Annotated in this window: 25 protein-coding genes; 4 read left to right on the top strand and 21 right to left on the bottom strand. The window is 53.4% G+C overall.

Going from position 1 to position 24,169, the window contains the following annotated elements:
* Positions 1-96: 96 nt before the first annotated feature.
* From FLZ89_RS11380 to FLZ89_RS11345, 8 genes are all read right to left on the bottom strand, one after another.
* Entirely contained in the window at positions 97-2,298 is a 2,202-nt protein-coding gene (locus FLZ89_RS11380) for a CDC48 family AAA ATPase (protein ID WP_141304989.1), read from the bottom strand.
* Between the two features lie 241 nt (positions 2,299-2,539).
* Positions 2,540-3,235 carry a GntR family transcriptional regulator gene (locus FLZ89_RS11375; protein WP_141265028.1) on the bottom strand — a complete coding sequence of 232 codons (696 nt, stop codon included), beginning with the start codon at positions 3,233-3,235 and terminating at the stop codon, positions 2,540-2,542.
* Positions 3,236-3,493: 258 nt separating this feature from the next.
* Positions 3,494-4,486: a sulfate reduction electron transfer complex DsrMKJOP subunit DsrM gene (dsrM, locus tag FLZ89_RS11370; protein WP_141265029.1), complete on the bottom strand. Its 993-nt coding sequence runs from the start codon at positions 4,484-4,486 to the stop codon at positions 3,494-3,496.
* A gap of 20 nt (positions 4,487-4,506) precedes the next feature.
* Complete coding sequence (dsrP, locus tag FLZ89_RS11365) at positions 4,507-5,664, bottom strand: sulfate reduction electron transfer complex DsrMKJOP subunit DsrP (protein WP_141265030.1); 1,158 nt, start codon at positions 5,662-5,664, stop codon at positions 4,507-4,509.
* Between the two features lie 98 nt (positions 5,665-5,762).
* Complete coding sequence (dsrO, locus tag FLZ89_RS16415; protein WP_141265031.1) at positions 5,763-6,539, bottom strand: sulfate reduction electron transfer complex DsrMKJOP subunit DsrO; 777 nt, start codon at positions 6,537-6,539, stop codon at positions 5,763-5,765.
* Entirely contained in the window at positions 6,539-6,934 is a 396-nt protein-coding gene (gene dsrJ / locus FLZ89_RS11355; protein WP_172613579.1) for a sulfate reduction electron transfer complex DsrMKJOP subunit DsrJ, read from the bottom strand. The genes dsrO and dsrJ overlap by 1 nt, the downstream gene beginning before the upstream one ends.
* Positions 6,927-8,549 carry a sulfate reduction electron transfer complex DsrMKJOP subunit DsrK gene (gene dsrK, locus FLZ89_RS11350; RefSeq protein ID WP_141265032.1) on the bottom strand — a complete coding sequence of 541 codons (1,623 nt, stop codon included), beginning with the start codon at positions 8,547-8,549 and terminating at the stop codon, positions 6,927-6,929. The genes dsrJ and dsrK overlap by 8 nt, the downstream gene beginning before the upstream one ends.
* A 16-nt stretch (positions 8,550-8,565) precedes the next feature.
* Positions 8,566-9,072: an RsbRD N-terminal domain-containing protein gene (locus FLZ89_RS11345; RefSeq protein WP_216363889.1), complete on the bottom strand. Its 507-nt coding sequence runs from the start codon at positions 9,070-9,072 to the stop codon at positions 8,566-8,568.
* Between the two features lie 140 nt (positions 9,073-9,212).
* Between FLZ89_RS11345 and FLZ89_RS11340 the strand changes: the two genes are divergently transcribed.
* Both FLZ89_RS11340 and ccsB read left to right on the top strand, forming a co-directional pair.
* Positions 9,213-10,316: a cytochrome c biogenesis protein ResB gene (locus tag FLZ89_RS11340; protein ID WP_141304988.1), complete on the top strand. Its 1,104-nt coding sequence runs from the start codon at positions 9,213-9,215 to the stop codon at positions 10,314-10,316.
* A 3-nt stretch (positions 10,317-10,319) separates the two neighbouring features.
* On the top strand, positions 10,320-11,123 hold the full coding sequence (ccsB, locus tag FLZ89_RS11335; RefSeq protein WP_141265034.1) for a c-type cytochrome biogenesis protein CcsB: 804 nt from the start codon (positions 10,320-10,322) through the stop codon (positions 11,121-11,123).
* Positions 11,124-11,125: 2 nt separating this feature from the next.
* Here the strand turns inward: ccsB and FLZ89_RS11330 are convergent, their stop codons facing one another.
* Positions 11,126-11,740 carry a lytic transglycosylase domain-containing protein gene (locus FLZ89_RS11330; RefSeq protein WP_253256470.1) on the bottom strand — a complete coding sequence of 205 codons (615 nt, stop codon included), beginning with the start codon at positions 11,738-11,740 and terminating at the stop codon, positions 11,126-11,128.
* A gap of 135 nt (positions 11,741-11,875) precedes the next feature.
* Between FLZ89_RS11330 and FLZ89_RS11325 the strand changes: the two genes are divergently transcribed.
* On the top strand, positions 11,876-12,121 hold the full coding sequence (locus FLZ89_RS11325; protein WP_141265036.1) for an FmdB family zinc ribbon protein: 246 nt from the start codon (positions 11,876-11,878) through the stop codon (positions 12,119-12,121).
* Between the two features lie 31 nt (positions 12,122-12,152).
* Positions 12,153-13,232 carry a DVU0298 family protein gene (locus FLZ89_RS11320; protein ID WP_141304987.1) on the top strand — a complete coding sequence of 360 codons (1,080 nt, stop codon included), beginning with the start codon at positions 12,153-12,155 and terminating at the stop codon, positions 13,230-13,232.
* Here the strand turns inward: FLZ89_RS11320 and FLZ89_RS11315 are convergent.
* The 12 genes from FLZ89_RS11315 to FLZ89_RS11260 all read right to left on the bottom strand — a co-directional run bounded on the left by FLZ89_RS11315 (position 13,200) and on the right by FLZ89_RS11260 (position 24,077).
* Positions 13,200-13,865, bottom strand: coding sequence for a tetratricopeptide repeat protein (locus FLZ89_RS11315; protein ID WP_141304986.1), 666 nt, complete (start codon positions 13,863-13,865; stop codon positions 13,200-13,202). The genes FLZ89_RS11320 and FLZ89_RS11315 overlap by 33 nt on opposite strands.
* Positions 13,866-13,977: 112 nt before the next feature.
* Positions 13,978-14,208, bottom strand: a complete 231-nt coding sequence (locus FLZ89_RS11310) for a dissimilatory sulfite reductase D family protein (RefSeq protein WP_172613721.1) — start codon at positions 14,206-14,208, stop codon at positions 13,978-13,980.
* 33 nt (positions 14,209-14,241) lie between these two features.
* Positions 14,242-15,429 carry a dissimilatory-type sulfite reductase subunit beta gene (gene dsrB, locus FLZ89_RS11305; protein ID WP_141265040.1) on the bottom strand — a complete coding sequence of 396 codons (1,188 nt, stop codon included), beginning with the start codon at positions 15,427-15,429 and terminating at the stop codon, positions 14,242-14,244.
* 15 nt (positions 15,430-15,444) lie between these two features.
* Positions 15,445-16,863 (bottom strand): dissimilatory-type sulfite reductase subunit alpha, encoded by a 1,419-nt coding sequence (gene dsrA / locus FLZ89_RS11300; protein WP_141265041.1) that lies wholly within the window; start codon positions 16,861-16,863, stop codon positions 15,445-15,447.
* Between the two features lie 567 nt (positions 16,864-17,430).
* Complete coding sequence (gene selD / locus FLZ89_RS11295) at positions 17,431-18,471, bottom strand: selenide, water dikinase SelD (protein WP_216363945.1); 1,041 nt, start codon at positions 18,469-18,471, stop codon at positions 17,431-17,433.
* Positions 18,472-18,643: 172 nt separating this feature from the next.
* Positions 18,644-18,880, bottom strand: coding sequence for a sulfurtransferase TusA family protein (locus FLZ89_RS11290; RefSeq protein ID WP_141265043.1), 237 nt, complete (start codon positions 18,878-18,880; stop codon positions 18,644-18,646).
* Complete coding sequence (locus FLZ89_RS11285; protein WP_141265044.1) at positions 18,880-19,782, bottom strand: helix-turn-helix domain-containing protein; 903 nt, start codon at positions 19,780-19,782, stop codon at positions 18,880-18,882. The genes FLZ89_RS11290 and FLZ89_RS11285 overlap by 1 nt, the downstream gene beginning before the upstream one ends.
* A gap of 38 nt (positions 19,783-19,820) precedes the next feature.
* Complete coding sequence (locus FLZ89_RS11280) at positions 19,821-21,188, bottom strand: cobyrinate a,c-diamide synthase (RefSeq protein WP_141304985.1); 1,368 nt, start codon at positions 21,186-21,188, stop codon at positions 19,821-19,823.
* A 17-nt stretch (positions 21,189-21,205) separates the two neighbouring features.
* Complete coding sequence (locus tag FLZ89_RS11275; RefSeq protein WP_172613578.1) at positions 21,206-22,279, bottom strand: hypothetical protein; 1,074 nt, start codon at positions 22,277-22,279, stop codon at positions 21,206-21,208.
* A 26-nt stretch (positions 22,280-22,305) separates the two neighbouring features.
* Positions 22,306-23,430, bottom strand: a complete 1,125-nt coding sequence (locus FLZ89_RS11270) for a 4Fe-4S dicluster domain-containing protein (protein WP_172613577.1) — start codon at positions 23,428-23,430, stop codon at positions 22,306-22,308.
* A 3-nt stretch (positions 23,431-23,433) separates the two neighbouring features.
* Positions 23,434-23,688, bottom strand: coding sequence for a TusE/DsrC/DsvC family sulfur relay protein (locus FLZ89_RS11265; RefSeq protein WP_141265046.1), 255 nt, complete (start codon positions 23,686-23,688; stop codon positions 23,434-23,436).
* A 71-nt stretch (positions 23,689-23,759) separates the two neighbouring features.
* Entirely contained in the window at positions 23,760-24,077 is a 318-nt protein-coding gene (locus FLZ89_RS11260; RefSeq protein WP_141265047.1) for a TusE/DsrC/DsvC family sulfur relay protein, read from the bottom strand.
* Positions 24,078-24,169 lie beyond the last annotated feature (92 nt).

Here is a 24,169-nt window from a genome sequence, read left to right as displayed (position 1 = left end):
GAGCCTTCCTGGCAGCCGGTGGCCGGGCCTTCCAAAAGCTGCAGTGGGAGTCGGTCCGGCCGCTGCCTTTAAAAGTTTCTGTTTTGTCTTCCAGCCTCACCTCCCCATCCTGGTCACTGCTCCGGGAATAACATTATTCCAGACGGGGCGGACACTGCGGTTATCCACCCCGGTCCGCGCCTGGTGTTTTTCCTCCTGGATTTCAGCCAGGGCCTGCTCCAGGTGGCGAGTTTTAATAATACCCCGCCCCGGTTCGCCAACCGAATCACCCTTCACTATTTCGGCTACAGCCAGTAAAGCTGCCCGTTTGCACACGGCTTCAATTTCTGAGCCCACCAGCCCTTCAGCTGCCTGGGCCAGGTTGTCTAAATTTAAGCCCCGCTCCACCGGCCGGGAGCGTAAATAAATCTCAAATATTTCTCGCCGGGCCGCCTGGTCCGGATAAGGAAACTCCAGGATCTGGTCAAAGCGTCCGGGCCGGAGGACTGCCGGGTCGAGGATGTCAATCCGGTTAGTTGCCCCCAGGACAATAACTTCCCGCAGGTCCTCCAGGCCGTCAAGTTCCATTAAAAATTGGGATACCAGGCGGCTGCCAATGTTGCTCCCTTCGCCGCTTTTACGGGCGGGCAGCAGGGCATCGATTTCATCAAAAAATAGGAGGCAGGGAGAGGCCTGGCGCGCCTTGCGAAAAATCTCATGCAGTGTTTTTTCTGCCTCCCCCCACCAGTGGGAAAAGAGGAGGGAACTGTTTACAGGGATAAAGTTTATCCCGCTTTCTCGGGCCAGGGCCCTGGCTACCAGTGTCTTACCGGTGCCCGGCGGCCCGGAAAGCAAGATGCCTTTTGGTGCCGGCAAGTCAAATTGCTGGAAAAGCTCGGGATACAGCAGGGGCCACTGGACCATGGCCTGGAGGCGCTCTTTAATCTCGGCAAGGCCACCTACATCCCGCCACCCGGCCGAAGGAATCTCCATGGCGAACTCCCGTGTTGCTGAGGGTTCTACCTCTGCCAGGGCATCCAGGAAGTCACGCATAGTTACCTGGAGCTCCAGGTTGTCTAGGGAATTTTTACCGAGCTGGAACCGGGCCAGGCCGCGGCGCAAGGCGTACATACCCGCTTCCCGGCAGAGGGCGGCCAGGTCAGCACCCACAAAGCCGTGGGTTATGGCTGCCAGTCGATCTAAGGAGACATCTCCTGCCAGAGACATACCCCGCGTGTGAATCTGCAAAATCTCCCGCCGGCCCCGCTGGTCGGGTACGTTAATGGCTATCTCCCGGTCAAAACGGCCTGGGCGCCGCAGGGCTGGGTCCACCAGGTCGGGTATATTTGTGGCTGCGATCACGATGACATTGCCGCGGGATTCCAGCCCGTCCATTAAAGCTAGCAACTGGGCGACCACGCGCTTTTCGACATCGCCGTGGACGTCGGCCCGGCGGGGCGCGATGGCATCAATCTCATCCAGGAAAATGATGCTCGGCGCCTTTTTCCTGGCCTCGTCAAAAACCTGGCGCAGGCGGGCTTCGCTTTCACCGTAGTATTTATGCATTATCTCCGGGCCGTTGACATGAATGAAGTGGGCATCAGTTTCGGAAGCTACGGCCCGGGCAATGAGGGTTTTGCCCGTACCGGGAGCGCCGTACATGAGAATACCCTTCGGCGCTTCCACACCCAGCCGGTGAAACAATTGCGGGTATTTCAGAGGTAGTTCGATAATTTCCCGGACCCGCTGGACTTCTTTGGCCAGGCCACCAATATCTTCATATGTCACCCGCTGGCCCCGGCCTTCCGTGTCCTCGCCGCCTTTAAAGCGTACCGCCGTATCCCGGGTAATAACTACCGCACCCCGGGGTGCCACCCCTTCGACAGTAAAGGCCTCATCGCCACCGGTAAACTGGGGGATGGTTACCTGGTCCCCGGGCATTACGGCGCGGCCAATTAAATGTTTTTTCAAATGAATAATCTCATGTTCACCGGCCAGGGTCCAGCCCGGGAGCACCGGTGCCAGGATGACAGTCCGGGCCGGCTGCCACTCCTGTCCTGTAAGGGTAATGCCTTCACCAATACCTACCCCGGCATTTTGTCTTAAAATGCCGTCCATTTGGATGTTCCCAGGCGGGCACCCCTCTTGAAAGGCGGGCATTATCCTGGCCACCGTTGTCCGCTTGCCGGTTATGGCTACCACATCATTGGGCTTTAGGCCCAGTTCTTCCATCACGTCGGAAAGTACTCTGGCAATACCTTTTCGAGCGTCTTCAACCATACCTTCGCAGACACGGAGCTTAACCCCAGCTTCGGCCATAAATGCGTCCCCTCGCCGTTTATGTTAATTGGTATACGGTATACCTTTTTTATAGTATTTATAAAATCGACTGCACCTTTATGGTCCTAAATTTTATAGCTTGTCGAATTTATGCTTTTTCGTTAGTTATTTAAGACCACCAACAGAATGGGTATTAAATTTACTGGTATACCTTGTGTTTACGTTTATAATTATTCAACGCTTCGTCAGAGATTCCTGCTGGTTAATCAAAACTTTTTCGTTAATATCTGGTATTTTTTTGATCCCTTAAGGCTAGCTGAAGGAAGTAGGCTTGACGGGAATTTTCTATATGCTGCCGGGCAATTCTTTCCGCCCTTTCGCCGTCACCTTTCTTAAGGGCTTCCAGCAGCTCCCGGTGCTCCCTAGTTGCAGCCCTCGTCCGGCCTGGGACACTGTAACCGACCCTGGTAAAGCCTACTATATAGTCTACCAGGTTATCAATCATCTGGTGCAGGCGAGGACTCTGAGCAGCCGTACAGATGATTTTATTAAACTCCAGGTGCAGTTCCTGCAACCTTTCATGATCGTCTTCGTCACAGGCCTTTTCCATGGCATTAACAAGCTCGTTTAATCTTTTTAGCTGAACCGGATTAATATGTTCAGCAGCCAGTCGGGCGGCCAATCCTTCCAGGACGGCCCGGATGCTGTAGACTTCCCAAGCTTCCCGGGTGGACATACGGGCGACCACCACTCCACGCCGGGGCAGGTGCTCGACCAGGCCTTCCAGCTCCAGCTTACGGATGGCCTCCCGTACCGGCGTGCGGCTGACGCCCAGCTGTTTGGCTATTTTCCTTTCCACCAGGCGGGTGCCTGGTTCCAGGCGGCCGGTGAGGATGGCTTCCCGTAAAGCATTGTAGGCTTCCTGGCGCACAGGCTGGTAGTTCTGCAGGTCGATTGGTTCAAGGATGCTTTCCATCATATCCCCTCCTTGCGTAAATTTGGTGTAAGAGGTGAGAAGTGTGGGTGGGCTTTTTCCACCCTGCGCCGTTAGTGGGAACTTACCGTCACGAGGCGCTCCCGCCTCTGTTGTTAAAATAAAAATCCTTCTGCTCTATATGGTATATGGGATACCTTAACATAAAATTAGCACATATCATGTTAAATGACAAGGGGGGAATAAAAATAAAACGCGCTCTTCCCGGTTTTTAACGGGGAGATTGCGCGTTAACCCCCTCTAACCCTTTTCTACCGGCAGGCCGGCCATTTTCATTTTTTCCCTGAACTCTTCTTCGTACTCTTCATAGGTGTGAACCTTGACCGGGTAATTCCAGGGGTTGATATGCCTCCTGGCGCGGCTATCGTTGGGCAGGTTGCGGGTAGGGCTGAGGAAAATTCCACCCATGTGTACCAGCTTGCTGAAGGGGAAATAGGCACCCAGGATGCACACGAGAAATAAGTGGATGTAGAAAAGAACGCCAATTCCTTCCGGGACCCTGGGTCTGAAGGTCACCAGCCCGATAGTCAATTCCTTAACTGCCGTAATGTCTACCCTGAAAAAATAGCGCATGAGAATGCCTGTGCTAGCTATTCCCAGGATCAAAAAGAGGGGGAGGTAGTCGGCAGGGAGGGAGATATAGCGCACTTGGGGAATAACCACCCGCCTGAGAAAGAGATAAGTCACAGCAACTAAAATAACTATATCAGTTATATAAAGCCCCTGCAGGCCGAAGCGGAAAAAGCCGTCGATGGCTTCCAGCCAGGAAACAAAGGCCGGCACCGGCTCGGTAAAAAAGCGCAGGTGGCGGAGGAAAATAATCAGGAAGGACCAGTGAAACAGCAGCCCCCCCAACCAGAGCCACTTTTCCCAATGATAGGCCAGCCGGGGACCCCGGTGTAATTCCATCCTGGTATTTCGCAACAGAGAGCGGAAGAACAATACTTCCAGGGCAATTCTGCCTATCACACCGGCAGTGCTGGAAGGGTTGTCAAATGTGCTCGCCTTAATCCAGGGCAGGGATTTCTGTTGCCCGGCAGTGGTGGGTATCCGGAAAGGTACCGGCACCCGCGCCCACTTTATGACCCGGTAGGCCATGCCTGCTAAAAATATGGCGATGGCGGCATAGGGTATGATAACCCCAAACAGGTAGTGCCACCCTGCCAATCCCGCACCGAGATAAACTACCAGCATGAGAACGATGACACCAAAAAAGGAAAATGCCATTCCCATTGCTTTACCCCTCATTTCCGCTAGACTGTCTCTTCTTTGACGCTAATTGCTATTTTATACAGAAAGGTAAGTACCAGGAAGCCGGTTGCCCAGACGCCCAGAGCAATTAAGATTTCCGGCAGAGTGGGCACGTACTCGGTAACCCTTTCAAAGGGATTGGGGACAAAGCCGCCAATGACCAGACCTATTCCCTTTTCAATCCACATGGAAACAAAAACCGCCGCGCAGGCTAACTGGAGGTAACTATCCCTGGTACGCGTTCCTGGGTTAATCAAAAGCACCAGGGCGAAAACCACCAGGATGGCAAAGGCCCACATCCAGGAAACGAGCCTGCTATGACCATCCAGGCCGGCAAAGAGGTACTTGAGGGTATATATACCATGGGCCGGTACCTGGCTGTAAAAGGCGGTGAAAAATTCCAACCCGATAAAAAAGGTACTGACGATGGTGGCGTAGGTGACTATTGCCGCCAGCTTTTGGATAGCTTCCCTGCCGGGATCAAATTTACTGACCCGTTTAATGATATAGCACAGCAGGATCAGCAGGGCCGGACCGGAAGCAAATGCCGACGCCAGGAAGCGGGCCGCCATAATGGCCGTCAGCCAGTAGTGCCTGCCCGGCAGGCCGGCGTAGAGGAAGGCCGTAACCGTATGAATGCTAACAGCCCAGGGGATGGAGATATAAACCAATACCTTTGTCCAGGCCGGGGGCGGAACGGCTTTATATTCTGCCTCCAGGGCATGCCAGCCGGCAATGATGTTTAAAAGGAGGTACCCGTTCAGCGCGATCATATCCCAGAAAAACATCGAGTTGGGGGTGGGATAGAAGATCATATTAAGAATTCGCATGGGCTTACCGACATCGACTAGTACGAACAGCAGGCACATGATCAGGGCGGCAACAGCCAGGAACTCTCCCAGGATGGTAATCCTGCCGAAGGCTTTGACATTATGCAGGTAATAAGGCAGGACGACCATGACTGCCGAGGCCGCCACCCCCACCAGGAAGGTAAACTGGCTGATGTACAGCCCCCAGGAAACATCCCTGCTCATACCGGTAATGGTCAGCCCTTTATCCAACTGCCAGAGGTAGCAGGTAAAACCGGTCCCGATAAGGACGAGTAAAAGGGTTATCCAGCCCCAGTATCTTTTGCTCCCAGTTAAAGCCTTTACCAGCATATCTACCCTTCCTCCGCCTCATTTTCTCCCGTATATCAGCGACGGCCGGGGACCGTCGTCCAATGCCATCTTGAGAAATTCCCATCCAGGAAGCCGTTCTAGACGAGGTAATAAACGCTGGGGTGGGTCGCAAGTTCGGGTTTACGCTGAATGGTATAACGGCTGGCCAGTATCTTTCTCGCCTCAGAGTTGGGGTCGTCCAGGTCTCCAAAGATCAGTGCCCCCACCGGGCATGCTTCGACGCACGCCGGCGGTAAGCCGGTGTCAATCCTCTCGACGCAGAAATTGCATTTTTCCACGACACCCTTCTCCCGGGTGGGATATGCCGTGTTTATTTCTTTAATAAAAGGCCGCGGGTCGCTGAAGTTAAAGCTCCTGGCGCCGTAAGGGCAGGCAGCCATGCAGTAGCGGCAGCCTATGCAACGGTGATAATCCATCATAACGATACCGTCCCGGCGTTTAAAGGTTGCCTTTGTGGGGCAGACCCTCACACAGGGCGGGTTTTCACAGTGGTTGCAGAGCACAATAAAGGGTTTGCCTTTGATACTGGCGGTAAGGTACTCATGCTCCTGCTCCGGAAAAGCGTTTTCAAAGGGCTCCGTCCAGATCCACTTGATTTCCTCTTCTTTATTGGCAATATCAGGTATGTTGTGGGCCCTCTGGCAGGCCAGGAAACACTTCCGGCATCCTTCCTGATATTGCGGCCAGCACTTCTGCATATCGATGACCAGGCCCCACTTCTTGCCGGCCGGGGCTTCTGGAGGCGCTATATCATCCGTGTTGTTGCCAGCGAAGCTTTTAACTGCCGGCCAGATGGTGAGCCCCAAGAGACATGCACCACCGGCTTTTAAGAAATTTCTCCTGCTCGTTTCCATCACTTACTCTCCTTTGGCTCGATATGACAGGTCCAGCAGTCGGGTTGCACATCCAGGTAAGTATGGCACTGGTCGCAAAACTGGGCCTTATTGGCATGGCATTGCAGGCAGGTCTTCTCCAGGCTCATCTCGTACTCCTTGCCGTTGTCAGCCACGTAAATCCTTTTGCCGTCCCGCACAACCTGGGTGCGCCAGTCGTCCAGCAACTTCATGTGATTGGCCCGCATGTATTCCGTCCCTTCCACACACTGCTTCTCCGGTAACTCCTGGATGACCGTTGTGTCCAGGCTGGGGGCCGGTGCCGGGGCCTCTTTGCCTGCATTGGCCCAGAAGGGGAAGGTCATCAAAACTATAAACACAATCAGACCGGTAAAAATGTAACGGGAATCATTCACCGCCGTTCTCCTCCTTCCCCTTTACAGGTAAAGGTTCCCCGCGCAAGGTTGTTTCCCTTGCAGTTTCCCCTGTCATTACCAGGGCGTTGCCGACCAGCTCGTGGACGCCGGCAACTGCCACGCCGGGTACCCAGTAGTTCATGAGGGCCGGGAAGACGGCCCGATCAACGGCACAGATGCAGGCCAGCATATTGACGCCGTATTTATCCCGCACATACTTTACTGCGTTAGCCCGGGGGAAACCGCCGCGCATCCTCATTTCCATGTATTCATCGGAATTGAGTCCCGACCCGCTGCCGCAGCAGAAGGTCTGCTCCCGGATGGTATTCTCCGGCATCTCAAAGAAATTCCGGCAGACATTTTTAAGGATATAGCGCGGTTCTTCAAAGAGCCCCATGGCCCGGGCCGGGTTACAGGAGTCATGAAAGGTTACTTTCAGGTGGTCATTGCGGCTGGGATCCAGCTTAATTTTGTTGTGCCTGATAAGGTCAGCCGTAAATTCCACGATATGGACCATCTTGGTTGACCTGGCATTTTCAAACTTAGTCCCGGTTATGGGGGAAACCGGTTCCTCCAGGAAATCGGCCGGACCGTTCATGGTATCCATGTACTGGTTGATGACCCGCCACATGTGGCCGCATTCGCCGCCCAGGATCCATTTCACCCCCAGCCGTTTTGCCTCGGCATACATCTTGGCATTGAGCCTTTTCATCATTTCATGGGAAGTAAACATGCCGAAGTTGCCACCCTCAGATGCGTAGGTGCTGAAGGTGTAGTCAAGGCCGATTTCATGGAAAAGCATCAGGTAACCCATGAGGGTATAGGTACCAGGATCGGCGAAAACGTCGCCCGAAGGTGCAATGAAGAGGATTTCGGCACCTTTGCGGTTGAAAGTCGGTTCCACCCTGATACCGGTGATATTTTCAATTTCGTCGACACAGAACTCAACCATATCTTTAAAAGCGTGGGGTTCAATGCCGACGTGATTTCCCGTCCGGTAGCAGTTGGCTACCGGGGCGGCGATCCAGTCGATATTACATCCCACCAGGTTGAGGAGCTCCCTGGCGATCATGGTGATTTCCGCCGTATCGATGCCGAAAGGGCAAAAAACTGAACAACGGCGGCATTCAGTGCACTGGAAAAAGTAGTAGTACCATTCCTTCAGGACGTCCAGGGTCAGTTCCCTGGCTCCGAAGAGTTTCCCCAGGAGCTTGCCTGCCGTCGTAAAATCCTTGCGATACACCGAGCGGAGCAGTTCGGCCCTCAAGACCGGCATATTCTTGGGGTCCCCGGTGCCGATGAAGAAGTGGCATTTGTCGGCACAGGCGCCGCAGCGCACACAGGCATCCATAAAAATTTGTAAGGAACGGAACCGCCCCAGCCGTTCCCTCAGGCCTTCCAGGATAATTTCCCGCCAGTTTTCCGGGAGTTTCCAATCCTCGTCCTCCGGGGACCATTCCCGGGGGTTGGGGAGGCCGACGGCTTCCAGATTTTTGGGTTTGGCGCCATAAAGGTAGGTGCCGCGCCTGAATTTTACCGGGGTATCCATCCACCCCGTTCGCGGCGGTTTATAATTTATCGCCAGTAGTTCATCAGGTTTCGGTAGCGAGGCCATTTTACCACCTTCTCAATCACGGAAGATTTATATTCAGATTAGCCCTCTGCAGTAACCTGGTGGTTCTGTTTTTAATCTCCTCGACCTTGATTTCCCAGAGCTGCTCCCGGCACTGCATATATATATCGAAGGCAAGGAGTGCCAGCTCTTCAAGACGGGCTTCTAATCCTTCCAAAGAAAGGCCCTTTTCCTGGATTTCACCGGCCAGTTCCTCCTTGAGGACATGCTTTAACTGGAAAATAAAGGCGACGGCCTGAGAAGGAGAAAAGTCCTGGACCGCCCTGATCCTGATAATACTATCAAGATAGTCCCTGACCCTGCCGGCGTCCATCTTTGCAAGGATTTCCTCGTAAAGGCCCTCTAGTCCATGATAGATTGTCGTCCCCACCGGATTGGCGAAAGGATCCTGTTCTTCCCGCAAAAACCGGGCCGTTTCCGCGGGGTAAGAGTTCAGGATTCTTTGATACCACTTTTGTAAAATGGCGCTTTTCCTTTGGGTTAAAATTTCGTGGGTATCTGGCAAAATATTATTTCTGCCGTCTTTCACAAACTCCCCTCAATCCCTTCGTTCACCGGTGCACTACTTTTGGTATTTATAAATTTAGTTCGCTATTTCTCTTAAAATTCCTGCTGCTGGTAGAAATATTTTTTGTACTTATAAAAATGTCTGCTGATGCCGGCCTGTTCCCGTTGACCACTGTACGGTCGCTGGTGTATACTCATTCTAAAACCGGGGTGATGGTTTTGTCCGGTAACAACCGGGAACGCCCGCATTTTGCCTTTTTATCATCCATGAAACTGGGACTTTTGCTTTTATTGCTTCTGGGAGTCCTGGCTTCCCTGGGGAGCTTCCTTCCCCAGGGCCAGCCCGCGGGGTTCTACCGCGCTTATTACGGAGAAGTACCGGGAAGGTTGATTGTCCTCCTGTCCCTGGACCATTTATACCGCAGCTGGTGGTTTATGACCCTCGGGGCACTTCTAGCCGTCAATATCTTGGCCTGCTCTCTGCGGCGGATCAAGAAAGCTCCGGACCTGCGTAGCTGGGGGTCAGTCATGCTGCACTTAAGTATCCTGGTTATCCTGACCGGGGCGGTCATATCCGGCGTTATGGCCCAGCACGCCTATGTCGAAATCGGCACCGGCGACAGCCTCGACCTGACCGCCAGAGGTTTCCCGGGCTACGCCTTAAGAGTTAGGGAATTTAAAATTGAATATTACGAAAACCTCCAGCCCAGGCAATACATTAGCAGCGTCTCCCTTAAAACAGCTGACGGCCAGGAAATTGAGCGGGACATCCAGGTAAACCGTCCTTTAAAATTTAAGGGTTTGAAAATTTACCAGACCAGTTACGGCTGGCTGGCCCGGGGACAGGCCGTTATTAACGGTAAAGCAGTACCTTTTGACCTGCCCAGTGGCCGGGGTCTCGACATCGACCCGGGCAAAAATGTAAGGCTGGTCTTTTTCTTTATTCCTGATTTTGATGAACAGGGGGGCAGGTTACATTCACGTTCACCCCTGCCAAATAACCCCAGGCTGGTGGCTATGCTTTTCCAGGATCAACAAGTAAAGGCGAAAGAAGTGCTGGCCGAGAAGGAGACAAAGGCAGTAGGTGGTTATCCCGTTACCTTTTCCGGCTACCGTTATTACACGGGACTTGAGATCAAAAAAGACCCCGGCGTTGGTGTACTTTACGCCGGCTTTTTCATCTTGCTGGTGGGTTTGATTATCAGGTACCTGGTACCGGAAAAGCATGAGAGGTGGCGCTAAGCTATGGAAGCTAATTTCAATCTTCTAACCTATATTTTTTTGCTGGCGGCCGTAATATTAAGCCTGATCACCTTGTGGCGTTCTAATAGATTTACCTCTCCCCTGGCCCAGGCGGCCCTCATCATGTCCTTTGCTTCCCTGACCCTGGCCCTGGTGCTGCGCAGTATTGCCGCCGGGAGGCTCCCCTTTGCTACTTTATATGAATTTGTCCTCCTATTTGCCTGGGGCATACTCCTGTTTTATCTTATCTCTCGCTGGATGATAAAATCAGACCTGCTAACGGTTCTAGTAGCGCTTCTGGAAGTAATTATCCTTTCCTATAGCAACACCTTATCTTCCGGCCCCAGGCCTCTGATGCCAGCCCTGCAGAGTGTCTGGCTGCAGTTTCATGTTCTTACGGCCATCATTGCTTACGGCGCCTTCGGCCTTTCCTTTTGCCTGGGTCTTATTTACCTGCTTAAAGAAAAGGGATACGATGGCATCGGTGAAAGTATCCTGCCTTCCCTGGCGAAGCTCGATAACCTCCTCCACTGGTCGGTAGCAGTAGGATTCCCCTTTATGACCATGGTTCTCATCACAGGGGCCGTCTGGGCCGAAGAGGTCTGGGGCAGGTGGTGGGGCTGGGACCCCAAGGAAACCTGGGCCTTGATTACCTGGCTGATTTACGCCGCTTATCTCCACGCCCGGAAAACATACGGCTGGCGGGGGAAAAGGGCCGCCATTATGGCCATCGTGGGCTTTCTGGCAGTACTCTTCACCTTGTTTGGCGTCTCACTGCTCCTTCCCGGCGCCCACAGCTATGTCTAGCTTCAGGCCAGGCCTTCAAACCTGCGGGCGGCGGCCAGAACCTTCTGGATATAGGCCTGCGTTTCCCGGTAAGGGGGAACGCCGCCGTAGCGTTTAACGGCGCCGGGGCCGGCGTTGTAGGCTGCCAGGGCAAGGGTAAGATCTCCCTGAAAACGGTCCAGCAGCTGCCTTAAGTACCTGGCGCCGCCGTCCAGGTTGGCTTCCGGATTGAATGGATCTGTCACCCCCAGGGCCCTGGCTGTCGCCGGCATGAGCTGCATGAGCCCCATGGCTCCGGCCGGTGATACCGCCTGGGGATTAAAGCCGGACTCCACCGCCACTACCCCCTGGAGCAAGGCTGCCGGCAGGTTGTACCTGGCCGCCACCCGGCTGATGAGGTCCTTAAAGCCAGACGCTGGCGAGCTGCGCTCCCCATGACGAGAGTTATGGGGGGGTACCCCTACTGCCGGTGATTGTCCCTCTTCCAGTTGCGCCAGGAGCATTAGATAAAAAAGTATGTTGAAGCTATCCTTAAGGCTCCCGGTATTACCTGCCGCAGTGGCCTGCATTTTCGCCCAGGCGCCAATCAGCGGCGCTATGGTACTGATATCCATACCTGTCTCCTTTCTACCCGGCACCTGCACACATTATATCATAATCGCCGGCAAGCAGGGATAGTTTATCCTGAAGATGCCGGTTGTTGACGTTAATCTCTGGCATTGTTACAATAAACAAAACGAACCTAAAAAAGAGTCATTTTTGGAGGACAAAGAATGCCTATCTACGAATTTCGTTGCCTGGCGTGCGGGAAACTCTTTGAAAAGCATTTTGCCAGCATGCACGAAAAGGTCGAACTTCAGTGTCCAGAATGCCAATCCCAGTCCCTGGAGAGGGTAATCAGCCGGGTTAACTTTATCACCCGTTCGGGAAAGGGTGAGCAAAAACCAAAGCTCACGGCCAAATCCTGCAGCCCTGGCAGCAACTGTATGACCCTGGATATCCCGGGACCTGAAGATTAAGAGCAGGGAAAACGATGGGATGGTAACGTAAATGAAGCGCGAGCTTGCCTTCAAACCGACCTGCCCCTTTTGCGGGTTGCCCGTTGCCAGACCAAAAGAGCAGGTTACCCGCCGGCCGAACGAAATGCCAGTAGGGTCCTGTTCCTGCGGTGCGGTCTATGCCTGCGATGTAACCGGCCACAACTTGGGAGCGGCTTTCATAGAAGCCCTGGTCTTCAGCTGTAACATGGACTGGGATCTGGCCTGGGGCCTGCTTCCGGAAGAAGATTACCTGGAAAAAGTGGTTGAGAACTACGACTATGAAACGCATTTAATCGTTCCCGACGGGTTTTATGAGGGCAGAAGAATCTCCGGTGCCCTCTATTTCATTAAACTGCACCCGGATATCCTCGAGTTTACCCTTCAAGGTGTGCAAAAAAAATTGGCGCGGGCCGCCGCCATTTCCTCTAAAGCATCTATGGCACCCCCGGGCGAAAAGAGGTTCACTAAAAAAGACATCGAAGCCCTGGTAAAGGAATACCAGGTGGAGGCCCTGTTAAAAATAGCCACGTCTGACAGCCGCCTCATCAGGGATCTGCAGCGGCTTCTCTATAGCGGCGATGAGTTGCTGCGCTTGCGGGCCGCCGAAATTTTAGGTAAAGCAGCTGCCATTATTGCACAGAAGGATCCGCAAACCATTGCCAGGCTGCTGCAACGATTATTAACCTCTGTCACAGATCCCGGTGCTTCATGCTGGGGGGCCATCGACGCCGCCGGCGCCATTATCGCCAGCATCCCGGAAACCTTTGCCGGGTACATTCCAGCTCTGTACCAGTTGCTCACTGACACAACCCTTCGGCCCCGGGCCCTGCGGGCCATCAGCAATATTGTCCGGGTAAAACCCGATCTCATCCGCCCGGCCAGCTTGCGCTTTCTCCAGTTTCTCCAGGACCCGGATGCTGAAACCCGGGGCTATACGGCCTGGCTCCTCGGCAACTTAGGCGCGACAGCGGCCAGGGATATGCTGGAGGGCCTCCTTAAGGACGGGCAACCAGTAACCTTTTACGAGAACGGTACCTTGCAAAAAAAGACCGTGGGTCTACTGGCGTCTGAAGCCCTGGCCAGAATGTGATCCGCTTTCACCTTTACGATAGGGTTGCAGTTTTTTGAGAAATTCCGTGTGAACCTCAAACCCGAGTTCAAGGGCCCGGTCAACGTGTTCAATGGCCCTGGCAAAATCCCCGTTTAAATAATAGGCATAGGCGAGATTATTATGCCCCAGGGCAAAATCCGGAGCAATTTCCAGCAACTTGTGGCCGGTGGCGATGGCCTTGTCTATGTCACCCTGCTGGAGATAACAATTGACCAGGTTATTCCATGCCTGGACGATCCTGGGGTTCAACTCTATGGCCTTTTCCAGGGCAGCAATGGCCTCCTCAGTCCTGCCCATCTGGGAATAAGCAAACCCCAGGTTGGCATAACCACGGGCATACCGCGGCTCGATGGCGATGGCTCTTGCGTTGGCTTCGACTACTTTTTCCAGCTCACCCTTTTGCCAGTAGATGTAGCCCAGGTTTACATAAGCCTCAAACATGCGGCCGCTGCTGGCAATAGCTTCTTCAAAGGCTGCAATTGCCTCATCCCATTTCCCTTGCTGCATATAGGAAACGCCCAGGTTGTAGAGAGCTGTGGCGCAGCCGGGGTTTTCCGCCAGTATTCGCTTTTGCCCGGCTATAAAGGCTTCAAAGTCTTGTGCTTCCGGCATACCTTTCGCCCTTTCTGTATATGGTTAATATTAAAGAGAGGCTGCTGTTTGATCGCTGGCAGCCTCTCCTCTTTGAGGGTCTCCGTTAAAACGTGATGTTTAAGGTTCCTTCTTACTGTTCTTCAGTTATGCCCCTTCCCTTTAAACCATACATGGTGGTGCTACCGGTCGAGAAGTAGATCAATTTTTCTTCGTTAACCAGTTCTGTAGCGGCCTTTTTAATGTCCCTCATTTTAGCGTCCGGGATCTTGGCCTGGACGGCCTTTTCCAGATCCTTGAAATAAAACTTGCTCTTTTTACTGGTCTCGGCATATTCGAGAATGGCCTTTTTGATCTCTTCCATCATTGCTCATAACCCCCTTATCATCAGGTAGGCCTACTCGTTAATACCTCCTGCCGCCTTGGATACTTCCCAGGCCGCCCGGGTATATTTAAACTGAGTGCTGGTCCGGTAAGTATCATAGGCCAGGCGATAATCATCAATCAGATGTTCGGTAAAGGGTAGATCACACTTTTCAAAGAACTTCTCCCAGCCGATCCTTTCCGCCCAGTCGCCAATGCGCTCATACTTTCTGGCTTCAGCGGCATAAACTTCAATGATCTTCTTGACGGTGGCCACCACTTCTGGGAAGCGGGGGAAATTGTTGGGCAGCCAGGGGACGATTACTTTGGAGAACTTGGGTTCGCTGATACGGTTGGATATCTTGCCGCCGGCCAGGACGGCCACGCCATCGCCCAGCTTATCGGCAATGGGCAAAGCGGGGCACATGGTATAGCAGTTGCCGCAGAACATGCAGCGTTCTTCTTTAATCTTAATCGTTTTCCTCCCGTCTTCCGTTTTTCCAGGCGACAGGGCTCCCACGGGACAGGCGGCTATGGCCAGGGGGATTTCGCAGATCGAGTCGATATTATCGTCCACAATGGGCGGTTTGCGATGGATGCCCAGCAGGGCGATATCCGAGCAGTGCACAGCCCCGCACATGTTCAAGCAGCAGGCCACAGATATCCTGACGTGGGCCGGTAAAGTCATCCCGGTAAAGTAGTCCATGAGTTCGTCCATGATAGCCTTGACCATGGAGGAAGCGTCGGTAGCCGGGGTATGGCAGTGAATATAACCCTGGGTATGGACAATATTTGTTACCCCTGCACCCGTACCGCCGATAGGGTATTTGTAACTCCCCGTGATATATTTTCGGCTTAAAAGGTCCTTTTTCAATGCCTCTACCTTTTCATAGCTGGTGACCATGAATTCGATGTTATTGCGGGTGGTGAAACGAACATAGCCGTCACAATATTTATCGGCAATATCGCAGATCTCACGAATATTTTCGGCCGTCATAAAACGGGAGCCACCGCATCTTACGGTAAAAACCTTGTCTCCGGTTTCGGAAACATGGACCATAATGCCCGGCTCTAAGATGTCATGGTAAAGCCATTTACCATAATTCTTTTGAATGACCGGCGGGAAAAACTCCCAGAAGTGCCGGGGGCCAATATCGGTAATCCTGTTTTCCGTCGGTTTCTCCGGATTGTATTTACCAAAACGCTCTTGAGATAACGCCATGTTGCCAACCTCCTTCTATCGTTTATGCCGCAGCCGGTAATCTTTGATATCGCGCTTCCATCCGCCGGGCACGTCTTCTTCCTTCCAGAATATATACGGGTTGGTACGCGGCATTTTAACCATCTGCGGAGCAGCCGGGACGCCGATAACCTCCAGGAACCTGGGCAGCCCTTTACGCTGGATCAGTTCACCCAGACGCTCGCGGTTCTTGCCTTCTTCAATCCACCAGTCCCAGACCTTCTCGAGCAGCTCTTTTATGTTGTCATAGGGTGGCTCGGCTTTCATAAAAGGAACGGTCAATACCGCCAACTGGGCGCCCTCCAGGATCGGCGCCTTGGCCCCAAAGAGGACGCTGACGCCCGTGTCGACGCCGGGCCTTAAAGCCCTGGGCATGACATTGATGCAGTGCATGCAGCGGTTGCATTCCTGGTTATTGATTACCAGCTTGCCGTCCTCCATGGCCATACAGCCGGTCGGACAGAGGTCAATAACTTCCTTCTGGATATCGAACTTTCCCCAGTCGCGACCGCTGTGGGCGCCGCCGTTGGGCTGAATTTCACCCCTGATATAAGCCTGGACTGCTTCCTGGTCGATGCGGATGTTGTCCCGCCAGGTACCAATCAAGGCCATGTCAGAACGGGCGATGGAAGCCACACAGCCGTTGGGACAGCCATCAATCTTGATCTTGAATTTATATGGGAAAGCCGGACGGTGCAGCTCATCCTGGTAATGGGTGGTCAGCTCATAGCACAAATTCTGGGTATCGATGCAGGCGAATTCGCAGCGGGCTTTGCCGATACAGCAGGAAGGCGTGCGCAGATTCGAGCCCGAGCCGCCGAGATCCTGGTCCAGTTCATGAGTCAGGTCGTAAAAGAGGGGTTCTAACTGTTCGGTGGTGGTACCCAGCAGGATGATGTCACCGGTGGACCCGTGCATATTAAAAATACCGCTGCCGCGGAATTCCCAGAGATCGCAAAGGGCTCGTAAAAAGTCAGTTTTATAAAATTTGCTGGCCGGTTGATTGACGCGTAAGGTATGGAAATGGGCGACGGAAGGATATTTTTCGGGAACATCGGAGTAGCGCCCGATAACGCCGCCACCATAACCAAAAACGCCTACAATGCCGCCGTGTTTCCAGTGGGTTTCCCCGTCTACAAAAGATAATTCCAATTGACCAAGTAAGTCGTCCACTACGTCCTGGTCAATCATCATACGATCTTTAGGGAGTTTCTTGCGGCGCAGGGCTTCCCGTTTAGCGTCGGTGACAAAGCTGGGCCACGGCCCCTTCTCCAGCTCTTCTAACATAGGAATGTCATGTTTGATTTTGAAATCCTTAAGCTCTTCTTCCGAGTAGTTATGCAGTTCTTCGTCCGTATAGATGCGTAACTCTTCATATTTCAGTTCTTTTTGTGGCTGCTTTGGTTTAAAATCCATTAGCAATACCCCCTTTATTGGTTTGTTTTAATCCGTGCCCGCTGCGGGAGCCAGGTTTTAAGTAGGGACAATACTAATTGGCAGGGATCTAACTTCGCCTCCTTCCTGGCAATGCATTTGATAGAACTCGAGGGGGCAAAGTGTTAATTATATCGTTAGCGTTCCCCGGCCGAGACTGCAAAGAATAGTTAACACAATCCCAAGTCTATTTTTAAAATGCCTTTTTGGGCGTTTTTACACCAGGATAGGATACTCCTCCCGTCGCACCTTTGCCCCTTTCTTCGCAAGAATGCTAAACTCCTATCTGGCCGAAGGAACCATTTTTGCTATTTATAAATTTAGTTCGCTATTTCTCTTAAAATTCCTGCTGCCGGCCGAAATTTTTTCTTCATTCCTAACTAGAAGCAAAAAAGGCAGGCTACAAGCCTGCCGCCAGGTATTAACCTGCTACAGCTGGTAAGTATAGAGGTTAGTTCGGTTTTAGTCATGACCACTTTCCTATTTATCACCCGGGCTGAGGAGGGTTACTGGTCCCGGCGATTAGGTTATTACCCATGACGATACAGGTCATGGCAAGACTGTTATCTGGCCCGGCCCGGCTTCCACTTCCCCGATAATCCCGGCCGCCGTGACGCCGCGCTCCATTAAAGCCGCCATCAGGTCCCCCGCCTTATCTGCAGCTACGGCAATTAACAACCCGCCTGATGTCTGGGGATCGTAGAGAATGTCCTGAAGTGCTTCCGGTACGCCGGGAGCTATCCTTACATCCTTTTCAACATAATGGCGGTTATTATAGGCACCGCCCGGCACCAGTCCCATCGCGGCAAATTCCCTGGCCTGCGGTAAGACCGGGATGGCATGAGCATGGAAAACCAGGTTAACACGGCTCCCCCGGGCCATTTCCATGCCATGTCCCAGGAGGCCAAAACCGGTAATATCGGTGCAGGCGTGGACCCCGACAGCCACCATGGCCGCCGCAGCTTCCCGGTTCAGGGTGGCCATCCAGCGGCTGACCTCTTGCGCCACTTCCGGCGTAGCCATTTCCGCTTTAATGGCGGTAGTAATAATTCCTGTACCCAGGGGCTTGGTGAGAATTAGTTTATCCCCCGGCCGGGCACCACAGTTGGTAACTATCCTGTCGGGGTGGACAACGCCGGTTACAGCCAGCCCGTACTTGGGTTCCTCATCGTCGATGCTGTGGCCGCCTACCAGGACGGCCCCGGCCTCCAACACCTTGTCGGCCCCGCCCCGCAGGATCTCCGCCAGGACGGCAATATCCACCTTCTTGCTGGGGAAGGCTACGATATTCATGGCCGTAAGGGGTGTACCGCCCATGGCATAGACGTCGCTCAGAGCATTGGCCGCAGCTATCTGGCCGTAGAGATAAGGGTCGTCGACAATGGGTGTAAAAAAGTCAATGGTCTGGATAATGGCAAGGTCGCCCGTTAAGCGGTAAACGCCGGCGTCGTCAACGCTATTCATTCCCACCAGGAGGTTGGGATCATCCATCACTGGCAGGTACTGCAGTACTTGATTCAGGGTCCCCGGACCCATTTTGGCCGCTCACCCGGAACTGCAGGAAAGCTGGGTCAACTTGGGATTTTCTATCCTGGGGCTCAACCCGCAAGCTTTATCAGCTTGTCCCATTATTTCGCCCTCCTTTCTTCTCTTATTTTATCAGCTTTCAGACGTGCCATGTATGACAAAAAGGCATAATAAAAAGGCCCTTATGGGCGCAGTAAGGTGAACGTAGTCAAGGTCAGGGGGAAAGCAAATACACCTATGCTCTAGAACCTTTTTTCCGAATCAGGTAGCTGTAATAATCGTCTCTTATTTCTTTCCTGACAATAGTATGCCCGGCCTGCTGGCACCAGGCTGGTAAATCGAATTCCGAGGCCAGATCATCTACCCATACTTCCAGCATGTCCCCAGGTTTAAGTTTTTGCATTTGTTTGGCCGTGGCCATCAACGGGCCGGTACAGTTCATACCCCGGCAATCAAGTACTTTCCGGGCCACTAAGACTCTTCCTCCCGTGAGTTGCCCTGCAGGAGCCTGATGAGGTTGAGCACAAGATTGCGCTCTTCTTCTGTACTACGGCTCAAAAAGCGACGTATTTCTTGATACTGGTCTTCGGCAGCCGTACTTAAAGGACGCCGGTTTTCGTTCAATGAATGTAGGAAATCAAGAAGACCCCGGATCTCCACTTCGCCCCAGTCGGCCAGGGCGCGGACAACTTCCTGGAGAACCGGGCGTCGCAGGGCCTCCCGGACGTCGGCCGGCAGGCGATAACCTAGGTATAAATCTTCCTCTTCTTCTTCCATGAGGAAATAGCAGGTTGATACTCCCAGGGCTTCGGCCAGGCTGCTTAAAGTTGCCAGGGAGGGCTGAATGCGGTCCGTCTCGATCTGGCCGATAAGGCTGTGGGAAATGCCTATCTGCTGGGCCAGTTCCTTCTGGGTCAGGCCCATCTTTTCCCGCAGGCGCTTTAATTTATTACCCAGGGTATCCTCCTGGCTGGAACGCAAAAGGGAACTGGGTGAAACCTCCAGGACGGCAGCCAGTTTCTCTAAAGTTTTTAAAGAGGCTGTCGAACGCGAGCGCTCGATCTCGCTGATATGGGCCAGGGAGACGCCGGACCGGCGGCTTAATTCGCTCAAGGTTATCCCTTTCTGCTCTCGCAGGCGCCTTAGCCTGGCCCCCACGGTATTTTTATCCTTATTCCCATTTTCCTCTGTAAAGTAACTAATATCAACATCGAAAATACCGGCTACTTCTGTCAGGGTGGCCATAGAGAGACGCCTGGTCCCCTTTTCTACCTCGGCCATACAGTCCGGGGCAATATCCAGCCGGTCGGCCAACTCTTCCAAGGATATGCCCCGCTCTTCCCTTAACTTCTTTAACCTTTCCCCTATCGTCATCCAAATGCTCCTCCTTATTTCCCTCGCAATGCTACCGTTTATTTTTCTTTTAACCTGCTACCTGCTGCCAGGCCTACCAGATTGGCGGCCCACTCGGGGTGGGTGGGAGCATAGAGATGGTTGTATCCGGCCAGGACCCTGTTATAAAGGATGCCGTCCACCCGGCCGTCAATACCAAAGCCGCGCTGGACCCGGTAAAGGAAACCCACGGCCTGGCGGTCCAAATTTATTACCCGGGAATGATGGAACTCATGACCTTTAATGATGCTGCCCCGGCTAAAGAAGGGATTTTCCCCTTCCACCAGCATTGTTGTGTAGCCATGTCCCTGAGGCCGGGAGGACATGGTAACATCAAAGGGTAATGCGCCGCTCATTTCATACCAGCGCCCCTGGTAATTAAGACGCCTGGCCAGGTACATCAGCCCGCCACACTCGGCATACACGGGCATTCCTTCGGCTATGGCCCTTTTTACTGCCTGGCGCAGAGATACGTTGGCCTCCAGCCGGGCGGCAAAAATTTCGGGAAACCCGCCCCCTATATACAGCCCTTCAATGCTCGGGAGCTTTTCATCCTCCAGGCTATTTACAGGCACCACTTCCGCGCCGGCCTGCTCCAGGGCCTCCAGGTTTTCCGGATAATAAAAGGTAAAGGCGCGGTCGCGAAAAATACCCAGGCGTACCCGCCGTAAAGGCGGCTGCTGCCGCTCCGGGCCGGGAGGTAGGTCCGGAACCTGGCTGGCAATGGCCAGTAGGGCGTCCAGGTCAACGTTTGCAGCTATGGCCGCCCCTGTAGCCGCCAAAGCGGCATGGATGCTCTCGTTTTCTGCGGCCGGTATCAGCCCCAGGTGGCGGTCAGGAATAACAAAATCCCTTTTTTTAGATAGGGCTCCCAACACGGGTAAGCCGGTATAGTGTTCAATGGAGCGCCGCAACATGTCTTCATGACGGGGGCGGGCTACCTGGTTTAAAATAACACCCGCTATTTTTACCCGGGGATCAAAATTTTGAAAACCTTGTACCATGGCTGCCGCACTCCTGGTCATGCGGGCGGCATCGATAACTAAAACAACCGGGCATCTAAGGGTACGGGCAATGGCCGCCGTGCTGTTGCTCCCTTCCAGGTCCAGGCCGTCAAAGAGCCCCATAGCCCCTTCTATTAACCCCAGGTCGGCCTCCCGGCAGCTGACGCTGAAATGTTGCTCCAGCTTTTCCGGCGGGAGAAAATATAAATCCAGGTTGCGGCAGGGACGGCCAGCGGCCAGGGTCAGCCAGCTCGGGTCGATGAAATCCGGCCCTTTTTTAAAGGGCTGCACCACCAGACCCCTTTGCCGCAAAGCAACAATTAACCCCAGGGTAATGGTTGTTTTTCCTGAGCGCCCGTGAGGCGCTGCTATTACCAGGCGCACGCCTCCCTTACCTCCCCCTAATAGCGAAAATGCAGGTCGCGGCGGAAATTTGTTTGGGGGAACCGTTTGTCTCCCAGTTCCTCGACTGCATCGGCGCCAATGGTTTCCAAAAATTTGCTCCAACCTATACGTTCTATAAACCCGGCCAGCCTTTCGCCCGGTTTTCCTGCCCGGCGCCAGTAGTTGATGATGTCCTCAATACGATCAATAATGGCACTATATTCCAGGGGCCGGGCCGGTATCCGGGAAAAAACGACAGCCGCCATTTCGGGCCCCCTGTAGCCATTGCCGCCATGACCTCCTACAGCAATGGCCACGTAGCTTCTTTTCTTCAAAATAATGCCTTCTGGGGCCACCTGGACACAGGAAGTGCAACGCACGCAACGATCAGCATCAATGGTTACCAGAGTTCCCTTCTCAGCTTGCCAGGCCCGGATGGCTCCCGTAGGACACCAGGATATTAGGAGGCCAATGTCGATATTGGCGGCCAGGAAGCGTGCCTCATCAACTTCGGGTACGGATTCATACAGGCCTAAAATACCAATATCGGCTTCCACACCGCCGCCGCACTGGTTGGGACAACCACCAATAGAAATCTTTAAAGGAGCAGGCAGTTCTTGTTGGAAAAAGTCCCGGTAAAAGTGATCAGTTATAGCCTTGGCTATACTGGGGGCATCAACGGCGGCATTCTGGCAATGGACAAAGGAGGTACAGCATTTTACCTGGTGCAGGGACTTGCCCGTACCTCCTGCTGGGAAGCCGGCGGCTCGCAATTCGGCCAGGAATTTTTCCAGTTTTTCGGGCCTGACACCTACAAACTCAAATCCCTGGCGGCTCGTCCGGCGGCCGGTTAAAGCATACTCCCGGATCCAGCGCGCCAGCTGCCGCAAGGTGGTAGCGCTTAAGAGACCATTGGGGGGCAACAGGATGCGTACCGTTAACAGGGCGCTGCCATCTGCCGCCAGGTGACGGATAACGCCTGGTTGTAACATTTCATGCCACACCCAGCTGCCCTGGCGGGCCAGCAACCCGGCGGGTATTTCCCGGCGGTAGTCGGGCATGATGCCGGCCGGCAGATCAGGTGCGTTCACCCCGTCAGCCTCCTTTAGTTCGTAGTTTAAAATCCATTTCTTCTGGGACTTAAAAGGATCTGGGGCTCAGCCTTCAGTCCCAGTTCCTTGATAACCCAGAGGGGACCCACACGGGAGATAAAATCACCTACCCGTTCTTTCTTCCGGGCATTATCGGCCCAGAGTTCCAGGAAGGCACCAAAGAGATCGCCAATGGTTGTATAATCGTCATCCTTGATAGGGATAAAGGGCACTAGGACATAACCCACCATAGGACCTTGGGGACCCCGGTGACCATACTTACCCCCTGCCACCCAGGCCACACCTCGTTCCCGGCCGGGACGGATGGCCGGGCAGAGGTTGATGCAAACCATACAATGCCAGCATTTGTCCGGGTCTATCGCCAGGGTGGAGCCCGTCCATCTCAAGGCTCCCGCCGGGCAGGCCGAAAGTAGCCCGGTCAAGTCACCACCGGCCTCCTGCCAGGTAGCCAGGACTTCGCTGTTTATTTGCGGCAAATCACGGTACACGCCAATAAAGGAGTGGTCCTTTTGCATCATGGCCCGGATGCAGTCATTGGGGCAACCTGCCACTCCACTTTTCACCTTTTGAGGGTAACCAGGGTATTGCTGTTCATCAATAAAACGCTGTCCCAGGTAGGTTGCCAGGGCCGGAGCATCAACCAGGGCCATATCGCACCTGGCCGGGCCGCAGCAGGCTGTTAAGCAGCGCAGATCATTGCCAGTAGAACCGACATCCAGGCCGGCAGCGTTCAATTCCCCGACCATGGGAACCATTTGTTCTCTTGTGGTATAAATTTCAATGGTACCGCCGCTGGTAAAGTGGATAAGGCCTTTACCGTAGGTTTCCGCACAAGCAGCTAATTTTTCCAAAGTCTCCGCCGATAGCCACCCTCCTGCCGGCTGCAGGATGCGAAGATAGGCCGATTCCTCAATTATATCCGGCCGGCTACTGTTACGTACCCCTACACCGGAAGGTAATTCCGGTATGTTAATGTACCCGCCATGGCCGAAAGCAGATTCCCCTGTGGCAAGACCGTGTTCATACATGGCCAGTGGATAGTGACTAGTGCTTAATTCCCGGACATGGCTGGGGGAACACCCGTTTAAAAGCTGGCGGCAAAAGGGAAACTCCTGGCTGACCTCGGGCAAAATTTAACACTCCTTTGGCATGGGCAGGCCGGTAATCTGGCTGATTTCGCCAATGGGATTACCCGGGAAAAGTTTATAAATCTGCTTTTTATCCAGGCCGCTCAGTTTAATCAGGTTACGCAAGGTACAGATGGTTCGATGCTGATCATAATACTCATAGCTAATAGCGATCAATTTCCAATGGTCTTCATTTAAAATAATACCCCTCTCCCTGGCCCGGGCAGCAATTTCTCTTTTTTTATCGTCTGGCGGCAGCACCTTCTACCATCCTCCCCGGATTGATATAAAGGCCAGCACTGGCGCGCTGGCCTTCTCTGATTATGCTTGCTTTACACGCAACCGGTCGGCTTGGGCAAACCGGCAATCTTACAGGCCCCTTTGGCCGGGCCGCTGGGGAAGAGATCGTAGATCTCTTTCAGGCTGAAACCTGTTTCTTTGCAAAGCTTGCGGATCATGGGGGCAATGCCAAACTGCTGGTAATACTGGCGCAGGTAGTTAACTACCTTCCAGTGGTTCTCAGTCAGCTCGGTTACCCCTTCGGTTTCGGCCAGGGCTTTGGCTACGGCCTCATTCCACTTGCTGGGATCGGCAATGAAACCGTCCTCATCAACTTCAATTTCGATGCCACCAACATTAATTGCTGGCATGGCCAACACCTCCTGCTAGATTTTATTATACCTGTACCTTTGTATTTAGGCTACAGGCTAATAACCCCATGTTTGTAAGAAAAACGGCAGGT

This window comes from Moorella sp. E306M, from assembly GCF_006538385.1.
GTDB lineage: Bacteria > Bacillota > DSM-521 > Neomoorellales > Neomoorellaceae > Neomoorella.
Note: the sequence above shows the minus strand (reverse complement) of the source record. Positions and strands in the feature narration are given on the sequence as shown.

Bases quoted from the DNA above. Each gene is read 5' to 3' on its own strand.
- dsrM (WP_141265029.1), bottom strand. From the start codon at position 4,486: ATGGGAATGGCATTTTCCTTTTTTGGTGTCATCGTTCTCATGCTGGTA.
- dsrA (WP_141265041.1), bottom strand. From the start codon at position 16,863: ATGGATTTTAAACCAAAGCAGCCACAAAAAGAACTGAAATATGAAGAG.
- dsrK (WP_141265032.1), bottom strand. From the start codon at position 8,549: ATGGCCTCGCTACCGAAACCTGATGAACTACTGGCGATAAATTATAAA.
- FLZ89_RS11375 (WP_141265028.1), bottom strand. From the start codon at position 3,235: ATGGAAAGCATCCTTGAACCAATCGACCTGCAGAACTACCAGCCTGTG.
- FLZ89_RS11310 (WP_172613721.1), bottom strand. From the start codon at position 14,208: ATGGAAGAGATCAAAAAGGCCATTCTCGAATATGCCGAGACCAGTAAA.
- FLZ89_RS11320 (WP_141304987.1), top strand. From the start codon at position 12,153: ATGAAGCGCGAGCTTGCCTTCAAACCGACCTGCCCCTTTTGCGGGTTG.
- dsrB (WP_141265040.1), bottom strand. From the start codon at position 15,429: ATGGCGTTATCTCAAGAGCGTTTTGGTAAATACAATCCGGAGAAACCG.
- FLZ89_RS11315 (WP_141304986.1), bottom strand. From the start codon at position 13,865: ATGCCGGAAGCACAAGACTTTGAAGCCTTTATAGCCGGGCAAAAGCGA.
- FLZ89_RS11340 (WP_141304988.1), top strand. From the start codon at position 9,213: ATGTCTGCTGATGCCGGCCTGTTCCCGTTGACCACTGTACGGTCGCTG.
- FLZ89_RS11260 (WP_141265047.1), bottom strand. From the start codon at position 24,077: ATGCCAGCAATTAATGTTGGTGGCATCGAAATTGAAGTTGATGAGGAC.
- FLZ89_RS11325 (WP_141265036.1), top strand. From the start codon at position 11,876: ATGCCTATCTACGAATTTCGTTGCCTGGCGTGCGGGAAACTCTTTGAA.
- ccsB (WP_141265034.1), top strand. From the start codon at position 10,320: ATGGAAGCTAATTTCAATCTTCTAACCTATATTTTTTTGCTGGCGGCC.
- FLZ89_RS11380 (WP_141304989.1), bottom strand. From the start codon at position 2,298: ATGGCCGAAGCTGGGGTTAAGCTCCGTGTCTGCGAAGGTATGGTTGAA.
- FLZ89_RS11285 (WP_141265044.1), bottom strand. From the start codon at position 19,782: ATGACGATAGGGGAAAGGTTAAAGAAGTTAAGGGAAGAGCGGGGCATA.
- dsrP (WP_141265030.1), bottom strand. From the start codon at position 5,664: ATGCTGGTAAAGGCTTTAACTGGGAGCAAAAGATACTGGGGCTGGATA.
- dsrO (WP_141265031.1), bottom strand. From the start codon at position 6,539: ATGGAAACGAGCAGGAGAAATTTCTTAAAAGCCGGTGGTGCATGTCTC.